Annotated in this window: 17 protein-coding genes; 8 read left to right on the forward strand and 9 right to left on the reverse strand. The window is 46.6% G+C overall.

Going from position 1 to position 17,648, the window contains the following annotated elements; all coding sequences use genetic code 11:
* Window positions 1-105: 105 nt before the first annotated feature.
* From ribH to BC792_RS15675, 3 genes are all read right to left on the reverse strand, one after another.
* Window positions 106-594, reverse strand: a complete 489-nt coding sequence (ribH, locus tag BC792_RS15665) for a 6,7-dimethyl-8-ribityllumazine synthase (RefSeq protein ID WP_148909960.1) — start codon at window positions 592-594, stop codon at window positions 106-108.
* A 288-nt stretch (window positions 595-882) separates the two neighbouring features.
* Window positions 883-1,551, reverse strand: a complete 669-nt coding sequence (locus BC792_RS15670) for a tetratricopeptide repeat protein (protein WP_148909961.1) — start codon at window positions 1,549-1,551, stop codon at window positions 883-885.
* Between the two features lie 87 nt (window positions 1,552-1,638).
* Window positions 1,639-3,558 carry a polysaccharide biosynthesis protein gene (locus tag BC792_RS15675; protein ID WP_148909962.1) on the reverse strand — a complete coding sequence of 640 codons (1,920 nt, stop codon included), beginning with the start codon at window positions 3,556-3,558 and terminating at the stop codon, window positions 1,639-1,641.
* A gap of 276 nt (window positions 3,559-3,834) precedes the next feature.
* Between BC792_RS15675 and BC792_RS15680 the strand changes: the two genes are divergently transcribed.
* The 3 genes from BC792_RS15680 to BC792_RS15690 are packed head-to-tail and all read left to right on the forward strand — an operon-like array spanning window position 3,835 to window position 6,397.
* Complete coding sequence (locus BC792_RS15680; RefSeq protein ID WP_148909963.1) at window positions 3,835-5,046, forward strand: alanine dehydrogenase; 1,212 nt, start codon at window positions 3,835-3,837, stop codon at window positions 5,044-5,046.
* Between the two features lie 2 nt (window positions 5,047-5,048).
* The gene (locus tag BC792_RS15685) at window positions 5,049-5,894 is read left to right on the forward strand and encodes an alpha/beta hydrolase (RefSeq protein ID WP_148909964.1); all 846 of its coding nucleotides are present in this window, start codon (window positions 5,049-5,051) and stop codon (window positions 5,892-5,894) included.
* Window positions 5,891-6,397 (forward strand): TlpA family protein disulfide reductase, encoded by a 507-nt coding sequence (locus tag BC792_RS15690; protein WP_148909965.1) that lies wholly within the window; start codon window positions 5,891-5,893, stop codon window positions 6,395-6,397. Before BC792_RS15685 ends, BC792_RS15690 begins: the two co-directional genes overlap by 4 nt.
* Window positions 6,398-6,476: 79 nt before the next feature.
* On the opposite strand, the gene BC792_RS15695 is transcribed toward BC792_RS15690, so the two are convergent.
* The 6 genes from BC792_RS15695 to porX all read right to left on the reverse strand — a co-directional run bounded on the left by BC792_RS15695 (window position 6,477) and on the right by porX (window position 11,919).
* On the reverse strand, window positions 6,477-7,523 hold the full coding sequence (locus BC792_RS15695; protein ID WP_148909966.1) for an ABC transporter ATP-binding protein: 1,047 nt from the start codon (window positions 7,521-7,523) through the stop codon (window positions 6,477-6,479).
* 238 nt (window positions 7,524-7,761) lie between these two features.
* The gene (locus BC792_RS15700; protein ID WP_246155143.1) at window positions 7,762-8,556 is read right to left on the reverse strand and encodes an outer membrane beta-barrel protein; all 795 of its coding nucleotides are present in this window, start codon (window positions 8,554-8,556) and stop codon (window positions 7,762-7,764) included.
* A gap of 2 nt (window positions 8,557-8,558) precedes the next feature.
* Window positions 8,559-9,284: a hypothetical protein gene (locus BC792_RS15705; RefSeq protein ID WP_148909967.1), complete on the reverse strand. Its 726-nt coding sequence runs from the start codon at window positions 9,282-9,284 to the stop codon at window positions 8,559-8,561.
* Window positions 9,281-9,826: an RNA polymerase sigma factor gene (locus tag BC792_RS15710; protein ID WP_148909968.1), complete on the reverse strand. Its 546-nt coding sequence runs from the start codon at window positions 9,824-9,826 to the stop codon at window positions 9,281-9,283. The genes BC792_RS15705 and BC792_RS15710 overlap by 4 nt, the downstream gene beginning before the upstream one ends.
* 62 nt (window positions 9,827-9,888) lie before the next feature.
* Window positions 9,889-10,299, reverse strand: a complete 411-nt coding sequence (gene tsaE / locus BC792_RS15715) for a tRNA (adenosine(37)-N6)-threonylcarbamoyltransferase complex ATPase subunit type 1 TsaE (RefSeq protein WP_148909969.1) — start codon at window positions 10,297-10,299, stop codon at window positions 9,889-9,891.
* Between the two features lie 63 nt (window positions 10,300-10,362).
* Entirely contained in the window at window positions 10,363-11,919 is a 1,557-nt protein-coding gene (porX, locus tag BC792_RS15720) for a T9SS response regulator signal transducer PorX (protein WP_148909970.1), read from the reverse strand.
* Between the two features lie 453 nt (window positions 11,920-12,372).
* Here porX and BC792_RS15725 point away from each other — a divergent pair, with 453 nt between their 5' ends.
* Genes BC792_RS15725 through BC792_RS15745 form a run of 5 tightly spaced genes read left to right on the forward strand, consistent with a single transcriptional unit; the run spans window position 12,373 to window position 17,576 of the window.
* Window positions 12,373-13,617: an HD domain-containing protein gene (locus BC792_RS15725; protein ID WP_148909971.1), complete on the forward strand. Its 1,245-nt coding sequence runs from the start codon at window positions 12,373-12,375 to the stop codon at window positions 13,615-13,617.
* 43 nt (window positions 13,618-13,660) lie between these two features.
* Window positions 13,661-14,704, forward strand: coding sequence for a UDP-3-O-(3-hydroxymyristoyl)glucosamine N-acyltransferase (gene lpxD, locus BC792_RS15730; RefSeq protein ID WP_148909972.1), 1,044 nt, complete (start codon window positions 13,661-13,663; stop codon window positions 14,702-14,704).
* 22 nt (window positions 14,705-14,726) lie between these two features.
* Window positions 14,727-16,124, forward strand: coding sequence for a bifunctional UDP-3-O-[3-hydroxymyristoyl] N-acetylglucosamine deacetylase/3-hydroxyacyl-ACP dehydratase (locus BC792_RS15735; RefSeq protein WP_211357560.1), 1,398 nt, complete (start codon window positions 14,727-14,729; stop codon window positions 16,122-16,124).
* Between the two features lies 1 nt (window position 16,125).
* Window positions 16,126-16,923, forward strand: a complete 798-nt coding sequence (gene lpxA / locus BC792_RS15740; protein WP_148909974.1) for an acyl-ACP--UDP-N-acetylglucosamine O-acyltransferase — start codon at window positions 16,126-16,128, stop codon at window positions 16,921-16,923.
* An 11-nt stretch (window positions 16,924-16,934) separates the two neighbouring features.
* On the forward strand, window positions 16,935-17,576 hold the full coding sequence (locus BC792_RS15745; protein WP_148909975.1) for an ABC transporter ATP-binding protein: 642 nt from the start codon (window positions 16,935-16,937) through the stop codon (window positions 17,574-17,576).
* Window positions 17,577-17,648 lie beyond the last annotated feature (72 nt).

The raw sequence follows: 17,648 nt of genomic DNA on the forward strand, positions 1-17,648 counted from the left end.
GTGCCGCAAGAGTTTAAGAGAGGGTGTTAAAGGGCAGCTGAAAGGAACAGGTCGGGGTGTTATCTGTAGCGGTTTCATACACTCAGGTTAACAAAGCACGACTATTTAGTGCTGTTTTGCAATGATTCCCATCTGAATAGCTGTGACGGCAGCTTCTTCGCCTTTGTTTCCATGCTTGCCGCCTGCCCGATCCATGGCCTGTTCTAAATTGTCGGTGGTAAGTACACCAAAGATGACCGGTTTATTGTATTTAATCGAGACGTTCGCGATCCCGTTGGCTACTGCGTCGCAGATGAAATCAAAATGTCTTGTTTCTCCCTGGATAACGCAACCGAGACATATAACAGCATCGATCTCCCTATTGCGTAGAATAATGTCAGCTCCGGAAATAAGCTCGTAACTGCCGGGAACCTGAACGACTTCGATGTCGGTTTCTTTAGCTCCATGTTGCTGTAAGCTTCTTAGTGCGCCGTCCAAGAGTGATCCGGTAACCTGGGCGTTCCATTGGGAAACCACAATCGCGAATTTCAGCCCTTCGGCCCGTCCGACCTCCATATGTGAGAAATCGGACAAGTTTTTTAAACTACTTGACATGGGGGCAAAGATAAATAAAACCTTGAGTAATCCCTAATCCTATAGCTGCGCCGGGCTGCGTTGCCTTCGCTTGACTTATTCCGATAGGCCTGTTCGAAGGCGCCTTACTTGGCATTGCATTGAATTTCGGAGCTCCTAAAGAATAGCCGTACACAGGTTATAAAGAACGTGGGCAACTTTCGGTGGCCACAGAAGATAACGGTTGCAATAAAAAAGGCTGCTTTTCTCAAGCAGCCTATAGATTTTTTCATCGATTTTATATTCACCTTCAGGTGGAGGCAGATGCTGTTACTGCTTTGCCTGAACCCGTGCAAGCGGTCCGTCGATCATGTTTGCTTCTGGACTTTCCGGGTAATCCGTTTTGATGATCTGATACACCTGCTCTGCGCTCTTAAAGTCTTCGAGCGCTTCATATACCAAGCCGAGTTTCTTTAAGAATAGGGGCGTCGTGTACGAGTTTTTGCGTTTATCAGCCGCTTTTTTATAATAGTCGGCCGCCTTTTTGTAATCTTTTGATTCCGAATAAGCATCCCCGATTAAGCCTGTAACCAATGGATCTAAGATGTCGCTACCTGTATCCGAGTACTTTTGAAGGTATTTGATTGCTTCCTGATAGTTTCCCTGACGAAGGTAAAGGCCGCCAAGGTAAGCGTTAGCTATGTTAGCCGACTTTGTGTTGGAATATTCTTCTGCAATTTCCTTGAAGCCAAGGAAGGATCCATCGCCGTTAATGGCTTTTGCCTGAAGCGAATCAATCATGGCATATTCCTCTGCTTTGTAGATCTGATTTGCGGCTTTCTCTGCACGCGGCGCTAGATATAGTTTTTGATAACCCCAATACAGCAATATTAAGACAAGGATACCGCCAATGATGAAGGTTATGCTTTTTTGGTTGTCCTGGAAAAAAGAACCTGATGTTTTTTTAGGCTCAGTTGGATTTACATTCGTGTTTGACATCTGTTATTATCGTATAATAAATATGGAACGCAAAATTACACTTTTAAAATTTTATTACAAGTTTAAGTAAAAAATATCGGCTTTATATCAATCAGTTGCCGTTTGGATCTCTTTGTCAAGCTGTTCGTAGATGGAATTCTGGCTTTTAAATTCGGGGACGATTGCCTTCATCTGCCGGACCACGTCCATGCTGCTGTTTGATTTCGTCTGGTCAAACAAACGGACAATCTGTTCGCTCACGAGCTCGTAATTGTTTTCGCGTACCTGGGCGATCAGAATCTTTTGATGGTGGGTCGGGAGCGTATTTTCCAGGTCGTTTAAAAGTTCTTCGTAGAGTTTTTCCCCCGGACGTAAGCCCGTAAACTTGATGTCGATGTCCTTGTAAGGCACGAGACCGGATAGTTTGATCATCTTTTCGGCGAGGTCAACAATTTTTACTGATTTTCCCATGTCGAAAACGAATATCTCGCCACCCTTTCCCATGCACCCTGCCTCGATCACGAGTTGACAGGCTTCGGGAATGGTCATAAAATAGCGGGTGATATCGGGATGGGTAACGGTTAATGGGCCTCCTTTTTCTATCTGTTCGCGGAAGCGTGGAATAACCGACCCGTTAGATCCCAGCACGTTGCCGAAGCGGGTTGTTATAAAACGCGTAGCGGCCTCGTTGCGTGCGATAAGATGATTGTTGAGGGACTGCACGTACATTTCTGCAATCCGTTTGGTGGCGCCCATTACGTTCGTCGGGTTGACGGCCTTATCCGTCGATACGAAGACGAATTTCAGCACGTCAAACTCAACCGCGAGGTTGGCGAGTGTATATGTGCCCAGCACGTTTGTACGTACGCCTTCAATGGGATGATTTTCCATCATCGGGACGTGCTTGTAAGCCGCGGCATGATATACATATTGTGGTTTGAAGGTCTCGAACAAGGTCCGCATCCTTTCTTCATTCTTTACGTCTGCGATGAAGGACTGGTAAGCTTGGTTCTTGAACCGCTCCTGAAGGTCGAGGTGCAGGTTGTGCAACGGAGACTCCGCCTGATCGCAGAGAATAATGAGCTGGGGATTAAAATGCCCTAGCTGTTTAGCTATTTCGCTGCCGATCGATCCCGCCGCTCCGGTAACGAGGATGCGTTTCCCCGCCAGCTGATCCGATATGTTATCATGCGATAGTTTTATGGGCGCCCGTTCCAATAGATCTTCGATTTTTACCTTCTTGATCTGACTTGGTGAGACCGTTCCATTGATAATTTCGCTGACTGGGGGCAACGTCAGGACGTTAACCTTTCTTTCCAGACAGATGTCGATCACCGTATCTTTCTTCTCTATACTGACGTTATGCGACGCAAAGATAAGTTCGTCAATAGCCAGCTTATCTATTAAGCGTTCGAGGTCTTTCGAATCGTATATTTTAACGCCGTCGATATATTTGCCGATTTTTGTGTCGTTGTCGTCCAGGTAAGCTACAATAAATTTATTCGATTTGAGGTCGTGATCGAAAGTACGTTTAACAGCGATACCGAGGTCGCCGGCACCGTAAACGGCGATGTTCTTCTTTTCCGTGGTTTTTGTCTTGCTGTATTGAAAGAAAATTTTGATCAAGGTGCGGTACGTGGTTAGTCCGGTGAACGCGAATAAGCTGTAGATGATAATCACGTTAGTGGGGATCAGCGTCGGTATTCGCAGCGCTATCAGGATAAGCTTTATTGCGAAAAGGATGATAACGTTGAATAGCAATGTCGAAAGTATGCGGATGGAGTCTACGGCACTCGTGTAGCGCACGATACCTGAATAGAGCTTAAAAACCAGAAAAGAAAAAGAAGTGACCCCAAGACAATAGATAATCTCCAGCGCAAACTGCGGCCGCGCGAAGGCGTTTAAGTTAAAGGAATAAAATACCGCGTAAGCACAAATAAAGGCTATGGCTGCGATGGCTAGGTCAAAGATAAAAATAGTCCATCTGGGAACTATACCCATTTGGTTAAAAAACGGAAATTTCTGCATCAACACTATTTTACACTACAAGTCTGTTTAAAAGTTATTCAATTATTTTTTATGTCTCTTTTGGCTTGGACCCTGCTAAATTGGTCTCCAGACTGCTTCCGGACTTCGTAAGAAACGGCCTTGTCCCGCTCAAAACATTCTATAAAAGTTCTTCCAATACAATCTAAACAGACTCTAAATTTATGTAAAAAAAATGGATTTGTTCATCATAGTCCAGAAATATCAATAATAATCTTTAAATTCACTAGTTTAAAAAATGAATGTGATCGATGCAGCATGAATGACATATCAAAAATTGCACAGACGGCTGTCTACCAGCCTCAGGAATCCTTGGCCAGCGTAGGAAAGGGCCGGCATGCGCTGAGGATAGGCGTTCCTAAAGAGATCTCTTTTCAGGAGAAAAGGATCCCTTTGACTCCTCTTTCTGTCGCGCTATTGGTGGAGTATGGGCACGATGTGGTTATAGAATCCGGAGCTGGCGAAGCGTCGAACTTTTTGGATAGGCATTACAGTGAACAAGGAGCGCGGATCAGCAGTGATAAGCAGGAGATCTTTCAGTGTGATATTGTCATAAAGATAGCAAGCCCGACCTTAGAGGAGGTGGGAATGATGAGACAAAAGCAGGTGCTTCTATCTTCACACCAACCTTCTCTCATGAATTTGAAGGTGTTGCAGGCGCTTATGCGAAAGCAGATTACAGCGCTGTCGTATGAATACCTGAAAGACGAAGGGGGGCATTTAACGGTCGTCCGTGCAATGAGTGAAATTGTGGGCGCCACGTCGGTGCTAATCGCGGCAGAATACTTAAGTAATGTTTTCGATGGAAAAGGACTGATGTTGGGGGGAGTGACGGGCGTTCCACCGACCGAGATGGTAATTATCGGCGCGGGAACGGTTGGCGAATATGCTGCCCGTACGGCGATCGCATTAGGCGCTCAGGTGAAGGTATTCGATAGCTCGGTTTATCGTTTGCGACGGCTACAGAATAATGTGGGAAGCCGGGTGTTCACTTCCGTGATGCAGCCGATCGTTTTAAACAAGGCTGTTCGATCTTCAGATGTCGTCATCGGTGCCGTCAGGGCGACAAACGGACGCTCGCCGTGTATAATTTCGGAAGAAACAGTCTCCAGAATGAAGCCCAACTCCGTGCTGATCGATGTGAGTATTGACCAAGGGGGGTGCTTCGAAACGTCGGAAGTCACCACGCACGATAAGCCCGTATTTCGTAAATACGACGTCATTCATTATTGTGTGCCTAACATTGCATCGCGTGTGGCGCGTACGGCCACCTACGCACTGACTAACATATTAACGCCGTTATTGGTACAGATAGGCGAGTGCGGAGGTATGAACAACATGATTTGGGCCGACAAGTGTATCAGAAGCGCAATCTACCTGTACCAAGGTATGTTGACCAATAAAGATATCGCGGAGAAGTTTAATTTGCCGTCGAAAGACCTTGACCTTATAATTGTCGCAAATCAGTAGTCATGAAAATTGTTTACCTTATATTATCGTCTGTTTTGTTTTTAAACTACTACACGCTGGCTCAGGAGAAAGTGGCGTTATACGCGGAAATTCCCAACCTGAATAAGCCTATGGATGCATTGGGAGAGGAGGATATCCCTGTGTTGTATAAATATGAGATCCCGGGCGCGGAGCGGGCTGTATTGGTCATTCCCGGCGGGGGATATGCACATGTCGCCATCGGGCATGAGGGCCACGAGGTAGCGAAGGAGTTTAATAGACAAGGCTATAGTGCTTTTGTTTTGTATTACCGTCTGCCTAAAGACGAAACGATGAAGCAGCGGAAGTTTGGGCCTTTGCAGGATGCCCAACGGGGTATGCAATATATACGGGAGCAGTACACCTTTCAGAAGGTCGGCGTTATCGGGTTCTCCGCCGGAGGGCACTTGGCTGCTTCGCTGTCCAACCATTACGATGATGTGAAAATTGATAATCCGAAAAAAACGGACTTAAGGCCGGACTTTTCTGTGTTGATATATCCCGTCATATCGATGGACGATGAAATAACGCATCGTGGGTCGAAGACCAACCTCATTGGCGCACAAGCATCTGACGAAGACCTGAACTATTTTTCTCTGGAACAGCAGGTGTCAGCGAAGACCCCTGCAACGTTTATTGTACACGCGGAAGACGACAAAGTGGTGCCCATTGCAAATGCTCAGCGGTATAAGGAAGCGTTAGACAGGCAGTCCCTTAAGAGTGAATTGTTTTTCTATGAGGGGGGCGGGCACGGTTTTGGGCTGGTGAATAAGAAGGATCCCAGAAAGTGGTCCACACGTATGTTTGAATGGTTAACAGAAATACAATGAAGAGCATTATAAGTGTATTAGCGTTGGTACTCAGCATGGGCCTTGCCGCTGCCCAGGAGTGGAAGCAGCCGCTTCATGCGACGGTCCCGGACTTCGTGGTCGAGAATAAACAGGGGCAGAAGATCAATGCACAATCGCTACGGGGTAAGCTTGTATTGATCAATTTTTTTGCAACATGGTGTCCTCCTTGCCGGCAGGAGTTGCCCCGTTTACAGGAGGAAATTTGGCAAAAGTGGGGTGGAAGAGCGGACTTCACGGTGATGGTACTGGCGCGGGAGGAAGGATGGGACAAGCTTGACCCTTTTATCCGGGACAAGGGATACACGTTTCCGATCTATCCGGATCTGAACCGTGGCGTCTTTAGCTTGTTTGCGGACTCCCAGATCCCGCGGAACGTTCTTGTAGATAAAGATGGAAAAATTATATATCAGTCCATCGGCTATGAGCCAGAGGAATTTTCGTCGTTGGTTTCTCTTATCGCCTCCAAACTGGAAAAAGAATAGTAACCTGCGTTGGATACGTATAGGTTAAGACCTCCACGAGATCTTTTTTAATCGTACACATATTCATACGTTCGGTCGGTTAATCAAACACGATATGGCGTCGAATACTTATGTTGACTTTGTCGCCTATGCGGAGGTTTTTTGATGGATGTTGGATGGCGTGTAAAGAAAGCTGACCGTCCGCTAGGACAAGCTCTTTGTAGAACCCACGGAAGCGAATGTCCGTAACGGAGAATGTTCCTTGGGGATGCTCCTCAAAGGCAATATCTTCTTGATGGATGGCGATGGGAGAGGAGACGTTGATGCCTAATGACGATGCCTGGTCTACGGAAAGGATATTGCTTTTTGCAAGCAATTGCGCCGTATAACTGTGGGCAGGTTCATAATATAATTGCTGCGGAGGCCCCTGTTCGATAATCTTCGCCCCCTTCATGACAATGAGTTCGTCTGCCAGGGCAAGTACTTCGGTCGGGTCATGCGACACGAGAAGAATAGTAAGCCCTGTTTCGTCTACGATATGTCTTATATCTTGCTGTAATGCGTCCCTGAAGGCGGCGTCGACCTGATTGAAAGGTTCGTCCATCAGCAACACCTCAGGCTCGTTTATTAATGCGCGGGCGATTGCCACGCGTTGCTTTTCGCCTCCGCTCAGATCGGCGACACGTTGTTGGGCCAGGTGGTCAATTTTTAGCTTTTGTAACGTTTCCTGTGTTCGGGATGCTTTGCGTTCCAAGTTGGTGTTAGGCAATTGTGAAGCAATGTTGTCCCAGACTTTTGCGTAGAGGTTAAGGTCGTCAAAGCCCTGCGAAACGAGCTTCATGGCGTCGTGCCCTGGGATAAGCTTGTCCTTCCGGGTAGGAACTAGCCACCCGCGGTAACGTATCTCGCCGGATGACGGCTCGAGAAGCCCGTAGATGAGCTTCAGCAGTGTGCTCTTTCCACTTCCGGATTCGCCAATAATAGCAGTTATGTTTCTTTCTGCAATGCCGAACGCTACATGATCTACAGCGGTAACCTGTTCTTTTGCTTCAAAGACGTGCGATACATTTTCTCCATAAATGAGCGGGATTCCGAGTTTCTGTTGATCCGTCGGCAGATATTGACATGAAGAAGTTTGTTTTGCCATAAAATAAAAGTGCCGTACACTATGCACGGCACAAAAGTACGCATTTATATTTTAACCGATGCTACTATCGGACATGTCCACAGTGATAGCGAGGGCGCCATGCGTTATCAAGAGTAGGTGCCGTGTAGAAGGCCCTGTCTGTCCGGTATCCCTGGAAATCCAGGTTATTCCTGCCCTGTGTTTTCCTCCTCAACGGCTTTGTTCCAAACGGACATTTACAATGTGTACCGGCGATTACCTAGAATCCCAAGGTGAGGCCGAATGTGAAATTATTTACGTTCGCTGCCGTGGGTGTGTTCTCAAACATGTCGTTCAGGTAGTATTTTGTAAAAACGCCCATCGCGCCGAAGCCCACTCTTGCGAAGAGCCCATATTGGAAGCTTGCGAGATGATAGTTGTCTCTATATTTTTGCTTGCCCAGCTCCTCGCTTTTTAAGCGTTGTGTTCCCTTTAGAAGGATTCCGGTCATGGCGCCGAAGGCTATTTTAGCGCGCTCCCCATGTTTATTTTTTCTGGTTCTGAATTCGAAGCTAAGAGGAACACGCAGATAGGTGGAAGTCAGGATATTCTTTTTATAGTTGATATCCGATTCGCTGTAGCTCAAGGTAGGCCCATCCTGGTCAAAGATAATATCGTTTTTCAGCCGCAGATAGTTCCACTCGAATCCGGTAGACAGATACATTTTGAACTGGTCGTTAAAACGTAGTCCAATCTGTGCGATATCGAAACCGAAGTTGGACGCCTTTTTGTAATCTAGATATTGGTTATCGGGAGAGAGATTAAAGCTGCCGTCGTCGATAAGTCTTGAAAAACCCCAGTCAATGCGGGTAAACGTTAGTCCGCCGAAGACACGGGGATACCTGATTTCCTCCCCTCGGTCATCGTAGTCTTTCTTTCCGAGTGTCGGTGAGAAATCCATTTTGCTGTCTTCTGTTGTGTCTGCTGGGGTGTGTTGAGCGTGGGCTGTATTCGCTGAAATTAAACACAGTGCTACTATCGGCCAAAGGTAGCCGCCAATTCTTTTTTTCATCATGGTTATCTTCTTTTTCTTTTGTTTTTTACTAATGAGTGATATATGTCGACCCGGAAGGATCCTTCTTCGTCTTTACTAAAATGTATTGTTTTACTGTCGTCCGGGTTCACTATCTCCGTCACCTTGTTCAGTAGCGTCGTTACCAGTCCCCGTTCGGGTGGGCGGCTTCCTGCCAGCATCGCATCCTCCTCTTCTGGATTTTCGACAAGTGGCTGAATTGGACCAATTTCTACTACCCGATGAGTCGGCAGGCGGGCTGGCACGCTGTCTGCCTTGTCGCTGAGCGATAGGCTGGCTAAGGCCAACTCAGATAGGCGAAGAGGTTCACTGCCGGGCGATTTTCCGACCGGTGCGTTCCTCTTTTTTGGAGGTGGCGGAAGGGAGGGACGCTGCAGAACGGTGGTGGCCTGGGGCTGAGGCAGCTGCTCAGTCTGACTGTTTTCTGCCGGAGCGGTTATCGGCTGTGTGTCGTTGTGGGGGCGTTCGATATGTCCGACTCTGGCCGTCTGTATTTCGTGTTCCGGTTGCAATACACGGTAGCACAGTAGGCCTGTCAGCATGCAGAGCGCAATGGCGGCAGCGCCGCGCCAGGAATACATCCGCTTTAGCGGTGTGTTACGCCTCTTGCCGAGCTGGGCGTCGATGTTTTTCCAGATGCCGTCCGGCGGTGTCGCTTCCGCGTGCTCCAGCGAGTCCCGGAATAATTTGTCGAGTTGCTTATCGTTCATCGTTTTGCCTCCTCCATGTTTAATAATTTTTCTTTCAACCACTGCCTGGCCCGCGACAGCTGCGATTTGGAGTTGCCCTCCGAAATGCACAGCATATCTGCAATCTCGCGGTGGCTATACCCTTCGATGGCGTACAGGTTAAAGATTGTCCGGTATCCCACGGGCAGGTTCTTGACCACTGCCAACAGATCTTGGTATTGCAGGTCGTCCTGAATTGTATATTGAGCCGCTATATCCTCATGTTTCGGTTCGATAGGGGCAATAAAATTCACGCTGTTTCTCCGGTGTGTTTCGATCGCGGTGTTTACTATAATCCGGCGTATCCAGCCTTCGAGCGATCCTTGCCCGCGGTACAGCTCTCCTTTGCTAAAGACTTTTATAAACCCTGTCTGCAATATATCCTGCGCCTCCAGCTGATGCTGTGCGTAGCGCAGACATACGGCGAACATCTTCTTGGAAAACAGCTGATAAAGCTGAAACTGCGCCTTTCGGTCGCCGGTTAGGCACTTTTCCCATAGGATATCCAAGCTATTCTTTTCCAAGGTTAATTAGTCTTTTATAAGGAAGACGAGAAGGCGAGAACAAAGGTTGCACGCGGTGGAAATTATTTTACCACGATGTGTCTACTTTCGGGAGACAGGACGTCGATGGTAATAGTCCGGGCGTCTGGGGGGAGGAGGTTGGGAATTCTCTCTGGCCATTCCACGAAGCAGTATGCATTGGCATAAAAATACTCTTCATAGCCGAGGTCGTAAGCTTCGGCCTCGTCTTTTAACCGGTAAAAATCAAAATGGTATACGGGTCCGTGCGGCGATAAATATTCATTGACAATAGCGAAGGTGGGGCTGGAAGTGGGCTCCGTTACCCCCAGGTGTTGGCAAAGTGCATTGACGAGGGTGGTTTTTCCAGCGCCCATGGTTCCGTATAGTAAAAAGATGCGGTCCCGCGGACAGCCTGTCAGAATCTTTTCTGCAGCACTGTTTATCTCCTGTAGGCTGTTGATCGTGATTTCCATATCCAAACTTATGCAATTTGTCTTTTTTTTGCAACGAGTTGCGGCTCCGGACAGCGGTTCCACCTACTTGGGCGTGTACACGGCATAGGGGATTACCATTTCCTCCAGTGATATTCCGCCGTGTTGGAACGTTCCATTATAATAGTTGACAAAGTGGTTGTAGTTGTTTGGATAAACAAAATAGTAGTCGTCTTTCGAAAAAACGAACGTTGAACTGACGTGTAGTTTTGGTAGTTGTGCTTCGTGCGGGTTCTTGATGATAAAGACCTCTTTTCCGTTGTAATTAAGGTTTTTTCCCTGTTTGTAGCGCAGATTGGTGTTGGTATTTCTGTCTCCGACAATTTTACTCGGCTTTTTCACACGTATTGTGCCGTGATCTGTTGTGATAATAACGCGTACATGACGCTGCGCCAGCCATTTTAGCGTGTCGAGAAGGGGGGAGTGCTCAAACCAGGAGAGCGTGAGGGAGCGGTAGGCACTCTCGTTGTTGGCCAGCTCACGTATCATAGCCATGTCGGTGCGGGCGTGTGACAGCATATCAACAAAGTTGTATACCAGAACGTTGAGGTCGTTTTGCATTAAGTTGTTTAACGAGTCCAAAATGTCTTTGCCTTGATCCAGCGTAAGGATTTTGTGGTACGAGTGTTTGATGTCTCTGCGGTATATCCGGCTGATCTGGTCGGCCAGGAATTTATCTTCATATAAATTTTTACCTCCTTCTTCATCGTCATTCTGCCACATATTAGGGAATCTCTTTTCCATTTCCAGTGGGGTGAGGCCACTGAAGATGGCGTTTCTCGCGTATTGTGTTGCGGTCGGTAAGATGCTGTAGTAGGCATCTTCTTCTTCCAGTCTATAGTAGTCTGTAATGATCTCGTTTATCACCTTCCATTGATCGTAACGTAAGTTGTCGATAAGAAAGAAGAATGTCGGCTGTTCAGCCTGCAGCGAGGGAAACACTTTTTTCTTGAACAGCTGATGAGACTGAATTGGCCCTTCCGTTTTGTTTTGTATCCAGGAGAGGTAATTTTTCTCGACGAATTTAGAGAAGAGCGTGTTGGCATCTGCTTTTTGCATGGTCAGTATTTCGTGCATGCCTGCGTCTTCCAGCTTCTGGAGAGAAAGTTCCCAGTAGATAAGCTTTTTATAGGCGTCTACCCACTGCCGGTGATCCAGATCGTCATTAATGGTCATGCCCAGGTTCCTAAACTCCTGTTGGTAGGCCATGGAGGTTTTCTCGCTGACAAGGCGTTTGTTTTCGGTAAACTTTTTTATGGTCAACAGTATCTGTTTAGGGTTTACGGGCTTGATCAGGTAGTCGTCTATCTTGGAGCCTATGGCATCCTCCATGAGATGTTCTTCCTCATTTTTTGTTACCAATACGGTGGGGATGGTTGGGTTGATGGTCTTTAAGATGGCTAGCGTTTCCAACCCCGTTTTGCCCGGCATATTCTCATCAAGGAAAACAAGGTCGAAAGGTTCACTTTGAAAGGCCTCGACCGCGTCGTTTCCATTGTTGACGGTTTTTACTTTATATCCCCTTTCTTCCAGTAACAGAATATGTGGACGCAAAAACTCAATTTCATCGTCCGCCCAAAGTATATGTATTTTGTGTGTCATGTAATTCTAGTTTAGTAGTGTTATAAGGCATTGTGTTGTAAAAACAACAGACGGAGCATTTTCGGTTTGAATCTCGCAACAAAATAGTCAAAGCGGTAGATTGTCGCCTGATTTTTAACATTAATTAACTTCATTCTCCTTATCTTTGCGTTTAATTTAGACAAGTCAAAAACGTTAACGGGTTGAACAGGCGACATTGGCGTCAATTGCTGAAATATTAGGCCAGCGGACCCGTTTAAACAGTGTGGAATATCTGCAGGTCGTTTAACGGCCAATGCTGCATGGTTCTGAACATTTAGTTCTTGTCTCAAACTTAGATAAATTTGCGTTTATATGCAATTGTAATGCCCATTACTATTGGCGTTTAAAGCAGATTATCGAAATATCATCTACTTCCGAAAAATTCGGGCAGTGGAATTTTAACGATGATAATTAAAAAAAAGCAGCTGCAAGTTGAACAAGAAGAAGATAATAAATGACCCTGTGTACGGATTTGTAAGCATCCCGTCGGCTTTCATTTTTGATCTGATCCAACATCCCTTTATCCAGCGGTTGCGCTTTATTAAGCAGGTTAGCATGACGCATCTGGTGTACCCGGGAGCGCTGCACACGCGGTTTCAGCATGTTATCGGTGCAATGCATCTGACGTGTCTGGCCGTCGATACGCTTCGAAGTAAGGACGTTGAAATCTCTCAGGAAGAGGAGGAAGCTGTTTTGGCGGCCATTCTTCTACACGATATCGGTCACGGGCCTTTTTCCCATTCGTTAGAGCATACGCTTATTGAGGGGGTCTCGCACGAGATGATATCGTCCTTATTGATGGACCGTTTAAACGAAGAGTTCGGTGGACGGCTATCGTTGGCCATCACCATTTTCAACGACCGGTATCCGCGAAAATTTTTCCACCAGCTGGTTTCCAGTCAGCTGGATACCGACCGTATGGATTACCTGAACCGTGATAGCTTTTTCACCGGTGTGTCGGAAGGGGTTATTTCTTTTGACCGTATTATCAAGATGCTTAATGTGGAGCAGGGCGAACTGGTGGTGGAAGCAAAAGGCATCTATTCTGTTGAGAAGTTCCTGATTGCCCGTCGACTCATGTATTGGCAGGTGTATCTGCATAAGACCGTTATCGGAGCGGAGCAGATGCTGATAAAGATTCTATATCGGGCCAAAGAGCTGAGCGGGCAGGGGCATCCGTTGTTTGCTACGTCAGCACTGCGCCATTTTCTGGTGAACAAGATTGATATTCATAATTTTTTAGAAGATCGGGCTCATTTAATGTGGTTTACGCGCCTAGATGATACCGATATTATGTCGGCCCTGAAGGAGTGGGTATATGCAGAGGATAAGATATTGAGAACGTTGTGCCGGAAGTTGATGAATAGAGACCTCTTGCGCACAGAGTTGAGGAATAGGCCGTTTACGGAAGCAGAAGTAGCTACTGTGCGCGGCAAAGTCAAGGAACACTTCCGCCTAAATGATAGCGAGGTAGACTATTTCGTTTACACGCAGGTTATTCAGAACAGTGCGTACGATGCGAAAAAGAACAACATCAAGATCGTTAATAAACTGGGTGAGATACAAGATATTACCGAAGCATCCGACCTGTCCAATTTGGAAGCACTGGCTAAGCGCGTAGAAAAATTTGCGATTTCGTATCCCAAGGAGGTGGGGTTTCCGTTATATGAAGGTTAATAATTTGGTAAGAAATAATTAAGAAAAAGTATACATTTGTAAGATGCAATTTACTGCAAACCAAATAGCAACATTATTGAACGGGTATGTCGAAGGAGATTCGGATGTCGTTGTAAATCAGTTGGCAAAGATAGAAGAGGGGGGTAAGGGCGCATTAGCATTCTTGTCAAATCCAAAATACGAACATTTTCTTTATCAAACTAAGGCATCTGTTGTCATTGTCAATGAAGATCTGCAGCTTTTAAAGCCTGTAGAGGCTAGCTTAATACGTGTTAAGGATGCTTATTCTGCTTTTTCTGAATTACTTCATGTCTATCATCAGTTGAGAAACGACCGGAGCGGGATCGAGGAGCCTTCCTTTGTCCATGAATCTGTCGTTGTCGGTGAAAATTTCTCCATAGGTGCTTTTTCCTATGTTGGAAGAGATGTCACAATAGGCAATAATGTAACTATATACCCGCAGGTTTATATCGGCGACGGTGTTACTATTGGCGACGACTGCACGTTGCATCCGGGGGTTAAGATATATTATGACTGTAAACTAGGAAAGCGGGTGGTCGTGCACAGTGGCACGGTAATCGGAAGCGACGGTTTTGGCTTCGCTCCACAAAGGGATGGAACGTACAGCAAAGTTCCGCAGATCGGAAATGTGGTGATCGAAGATGATGTCGAGATCGGTGCCAATACGGCAATCGACCGGGCGACATTGGGATCGACTGTCATCCGTCAAGGCGTGAAGCTGGATAACCTTATCCAGATTGCGCATAATGTAGAAATCGGCAAGCATACGGTAGCGGCGGCACAGACCGGAATTTCGGGAAGCACGAAGATCGGCGAGCATGTGGTTTTAGGTGGGCAGGTAGGTATTGTCGGGCATATCCAGGTGGCTGCCGGGTCGCAGGTACAGGCGCAGTCAGGGATTAATCGATCTATTGATCAGGAAAATAAAAAGTGGGGTGGAACTCCGGCGATGCCTTACAGCAGCAACCTGCGCTCGCACGTAATTTATGCGAAGCTTCCGTCGTTAGAAAAGCGTATCGCGGAGCTGGAGGCCCAATTGAAAGAAATAAAAGACGAAACTCGATAAATTTGCTAAATAGATGTTGGGTATGAATGTAAAACAGAGGACTATACAGTCTGAAATCTCTATTTCGGGTATTGGTTTGCACACAGGAAAAGCTGTGAATATGACGATCAAGCCTGCACCGGAATTTCATTGGTATAAATTCAAGCGGGTCGATCTCGATGGCGCTCCAGTGGTTGCCGTCGATGCGGACAACGTATCCGATACTTCGCGGGGAACGACAATTTCTCAGAATGGGGCTTCTATCAGTACGATCGAACATTTAATGGCAGCTTTGGTCGGGCTGCAGGTCGATAATGTTCTTATAGAGATTGACGGACCGGAGGTCCCCATTTTAGATGGGAGCTCCAAAATCTATGTAGAGAAGCTTCGCGAAGCGGGGTTCGTCGACCAGGACGCAGATAGAGATTATTACGAGATTAAAGATAATATATCGTATGTGGAAAAAGAGCGTAAGGTCGAGATTATAGCAATGCCCCTAGATGGGTATCGTTTAACGTGCATGATCGACTTCAACTCTCCGGTGCTGGGAAGTCAGCACGCCTCCATCAGCAACATTTCGGAGTTCACCAACGAGATCGCCGGGTCCCGCACATTCTGTTTTCTTCATGAATTGGAGAGTTTGCTCAATCACAATCTGATTAAGGGCGGAGATTTATCCAATGCCATTGTCATTGTTGACAAGGAGGTTAGCAAAGCAGAGCTGGATAAGCTGTCCGGACTGTTCAACAAGTCGGTGGATGTGGCTAGCGAGGGTATATTAAACAATATTCAGCTACGCTACCAAAATGAGCCGGCCCGACATAAATTGCTGGACATGATCGGTGATCTGGCGCTTGTCGGACGCCCTTTAAAAGGCCATATTATGGCGGCGCGTCCGGGACACGCCGCAAATGCTGCCTTTGCGAAAAAAATTAAAGCGCAGATCAAGCGAGACAAAAACCGAAAGAACATGAAGGTGTACGATCCAAATATGCCGCCGGTATACGATACGGTGCAGATCATGAAGATATTGCCGCACCGTCAGCCGATGCTCATGGTTGACAAGATTCTTGAACTTTCGGAAACACATGTGGTAGGGCTAAAGAACGTAACCATGAATGAAGATCTGTTTATGGGACATTTTCCGGGCGCTCCGGTGTTTCCGGGCGTTTTACAAATTGAAGCAATGGCGCAGACAGGTGGTATTTTAGTGTTAAATACGGTGCCTGATCCAGAAAATTGGCTTACGCTGTTCCTAAAAATAGAAAACGCTCGTTTTAAGAACCAAGTGACGCCGGGAGATACCATCATCTTCAACTGTGAGTTGCTTGAACCTATTCGCCGTGGTATCGCCCGAATGAAGGGTATCGGGATGGTAGGAGACAAAGTAGTGAGTGAAGCCGAATTGATGGCTCAAATTGTTAAAGTAAAAGGTAATTAATATGATACAACCGTTATCATACATACATCCTGAAGCGAAAATCGCACAGAATGTGGTCGTTGAGCCCTTTTCTACGATTTATAAGGATGTTGAAATTGGGGAGGGAACGTGGATAGGCTCCAACGTGACTATCATGAATGGAGCACGTATTGGGAAAAATTGTAAAATATTTCCCGGTGCCGTAATCTCGGGAGAGCCCCAGGATCTGAAATTCGAAGGAGAGGTTACGACGGCCGAGATCGGCGATAACACGACAATCCGCGAATGTGTAACTATCAACAGGGGTACGAAAGACCGCTATAAAACCGTGATAGGGAAGAATTGTCTTATTCAGGCATATAGTCATATAGCGCACGACTGTATCGTCGGTGATAACTGCATTTTCTCGAACTCCAGCACGCTGGCAGGACATATTACCGTTGGCGACTATGTGGTATTGGCGGGTATGGTCGCTGTCCACCAGTTCTGCCAGATAGGTTCACATGCGTTTGTGACAGGGGGTACGTTGGTACGTAAAGATGTTCCTCCTTTTATCAAGGCTGCCCGCGAGCCTATATCATACGCCGGTATAAATTCAGTCGGGCTGCGCCGAAGAGGGTTTACTGCTGAGCAAATTACAGAGATTCAGGATATATATAGGGTATTGTTTGTCCAAAACCGTAATCTGACAAAAGCGTTGGATCTAATCGAAGCGGAATTTGCGCCGACAGAATTGCGGGATGAGATTCTATCCTTTGTGCGAAACTCCAATCGGGGCGTCATCAAAGGATTTAATCAGGGTCGGATTTCTACACTTTAATATAGGGATTATTGAGTATAACTTTACTAGACTTAGGTAGGCGGTACAATAGAGAGTGGATTTTCCGGCATATGAACTATAGCTTTGTCTATGGCCGGAAGTATGCGATTTTGGGCCCGAATGGTTCAGGGAAGTCCACGTTTTTGAAGGTACTTTCCTCGGCTCTTACGCCGAGTGAAGGACAGCTTGTCTATAAAACGCCGGGCGGCGACACTGTTTCCATAGATGCTATTTACTCTTTTCTGGCAGTGGCGGCTCCTTATATGGAGCTGGTCGAAGAGTTTACGTTGCGCGAAATGGTAAACTTTCATTTCAAATTCAAATCTTATCTGGCAGGTTTTGATTTTCAGGCGTTGCTTACGTTAACCGGATTGGAGCGTTCTGCTGACAAGGAGATCCGCTTTTTTTCCTCGGGCATGAAACAGCGCTTAAAGCTGGCCCTGGCCTGTTGTTCCGACTGCCCGATCGTGCTTCTAGATGAACCGACGACCAATCTGGACGTGGAAGGTGAGGCTTGGTATCAGGCGTTGATCGAAGAAACCATCGGACCGGATAGACTCTTGATTATAGGCTCCAACCAGAAAAGGGAGTATAGCTTTTGCGATGAGCATATCGACATCCTGTCGTATAAAGGCGGATTAGGAGCGAGGTAACAGGTGCTCAAGATGAGCCTGCCGCGTATTTTAAAAAAAGCAGTATATTTTGTAGTTTTGTCAATAAATTCA

The sequence above is a fragment of the Sphingobacterium allocomposti genome, assembly GCF_008124885.1.
Taxonomy (GTDB): domain Bacteria; phylum Bacteroidota; class Bacteroidia; order Sphingobacteriales; family Sphingobacteriaceae; genus Sphingobacterium; species Sphingobacterium allocomposti.

Coding starts and splice junctions, on each gene's coding strand:
- ribH (WP_148909960.1), bottom strand. CDS start 594: ATGTCAAGTAGTTTAAAAAACTTGTCCGATTTCTCACATATGGAGGTC.
- BC792_RS15670 (WP_148909961.1), bottom strand. CDS start 1,551: ATGTCAAACACGAATGTAAATCCAACTGAGCCTAAAAAAACATCAGGT.
- BC792_RS15675 (WP_148909962.1), bottom strand. CDS start 3,558: ATGCAGAAATTTCCGTTTTTTAACCAAATGGGTATAGTTCCCAGATGG.
- BC792_RS15680 (WP_148909963.1), top strand. CDS start 3,835: ATGAATGACATATCAAAAATTGCACAGACGGCTGTCTACCAGCCTCAG.
- BC792_RS15685 (WP_148909964.1), top strand. CDS start 5,049: ATGAAAATTGTTTACCTTATATTATCGTCTGTTTTGTTTTTAAACTAC.
- BC792_RS15690 (WP_148909965.1), top strand. CDS start 5,891: ATGAAGAGCATTATAAGTGTATTAGCGTTGGTACTCAGCATGGGCCTT.
- BC792_RS15695 (WP_148909966.1), bottom strand. CDS start 7,523: ATGGCAAAACAAACTTCTTCATGTCAATATCTGCCGACGGATCAACAG.
- BC792_RS15700 (WP_246155143.1), bottom strand. CDS start 8,556: ATGATGAAAAAAAGAATTGGCGGCTACCTTTGGCCGATAGTAGCACTG.
- BC792_RS15705 (WP_148909967.1), bottom strand. CDS start 9,284: ATGAACGATAAGCAACTCGACAAATTATTCCGGGACTCGCTGGAGCAC.
- tsaE (WP_148909969.1), bottom strand. CDS start 10,299: ATGGAAATCACGATCAACAGCCTACAGGAGATAAACAGTGCTGCAGAA.
- porX (WP_148909970.1), bottom strand. CDS start 11,919: ATGACACACAAAATACATATACTTTGGGCGGACGATGAAATTGAGTTT.
- lpxD (WP_148909972.1), top strand. CDS start 13,661: ATGCAATTTACTGCAAACCAAATAGCAACATTATTGAACGGGTATGTC.
- BC792_RS15735 (WP_211357560.1), top strand. CDS start 14,727: ATGAATGTAAAACAGAGGACTATACAGTCTGAAATCTCTATTTCGGGT.
- lpxA (WP_148909974.1), top strand. CDS start 16,126: ATGATACAACCGTTATCATACATACATCCTGAAGCGAAAATCGCACAG.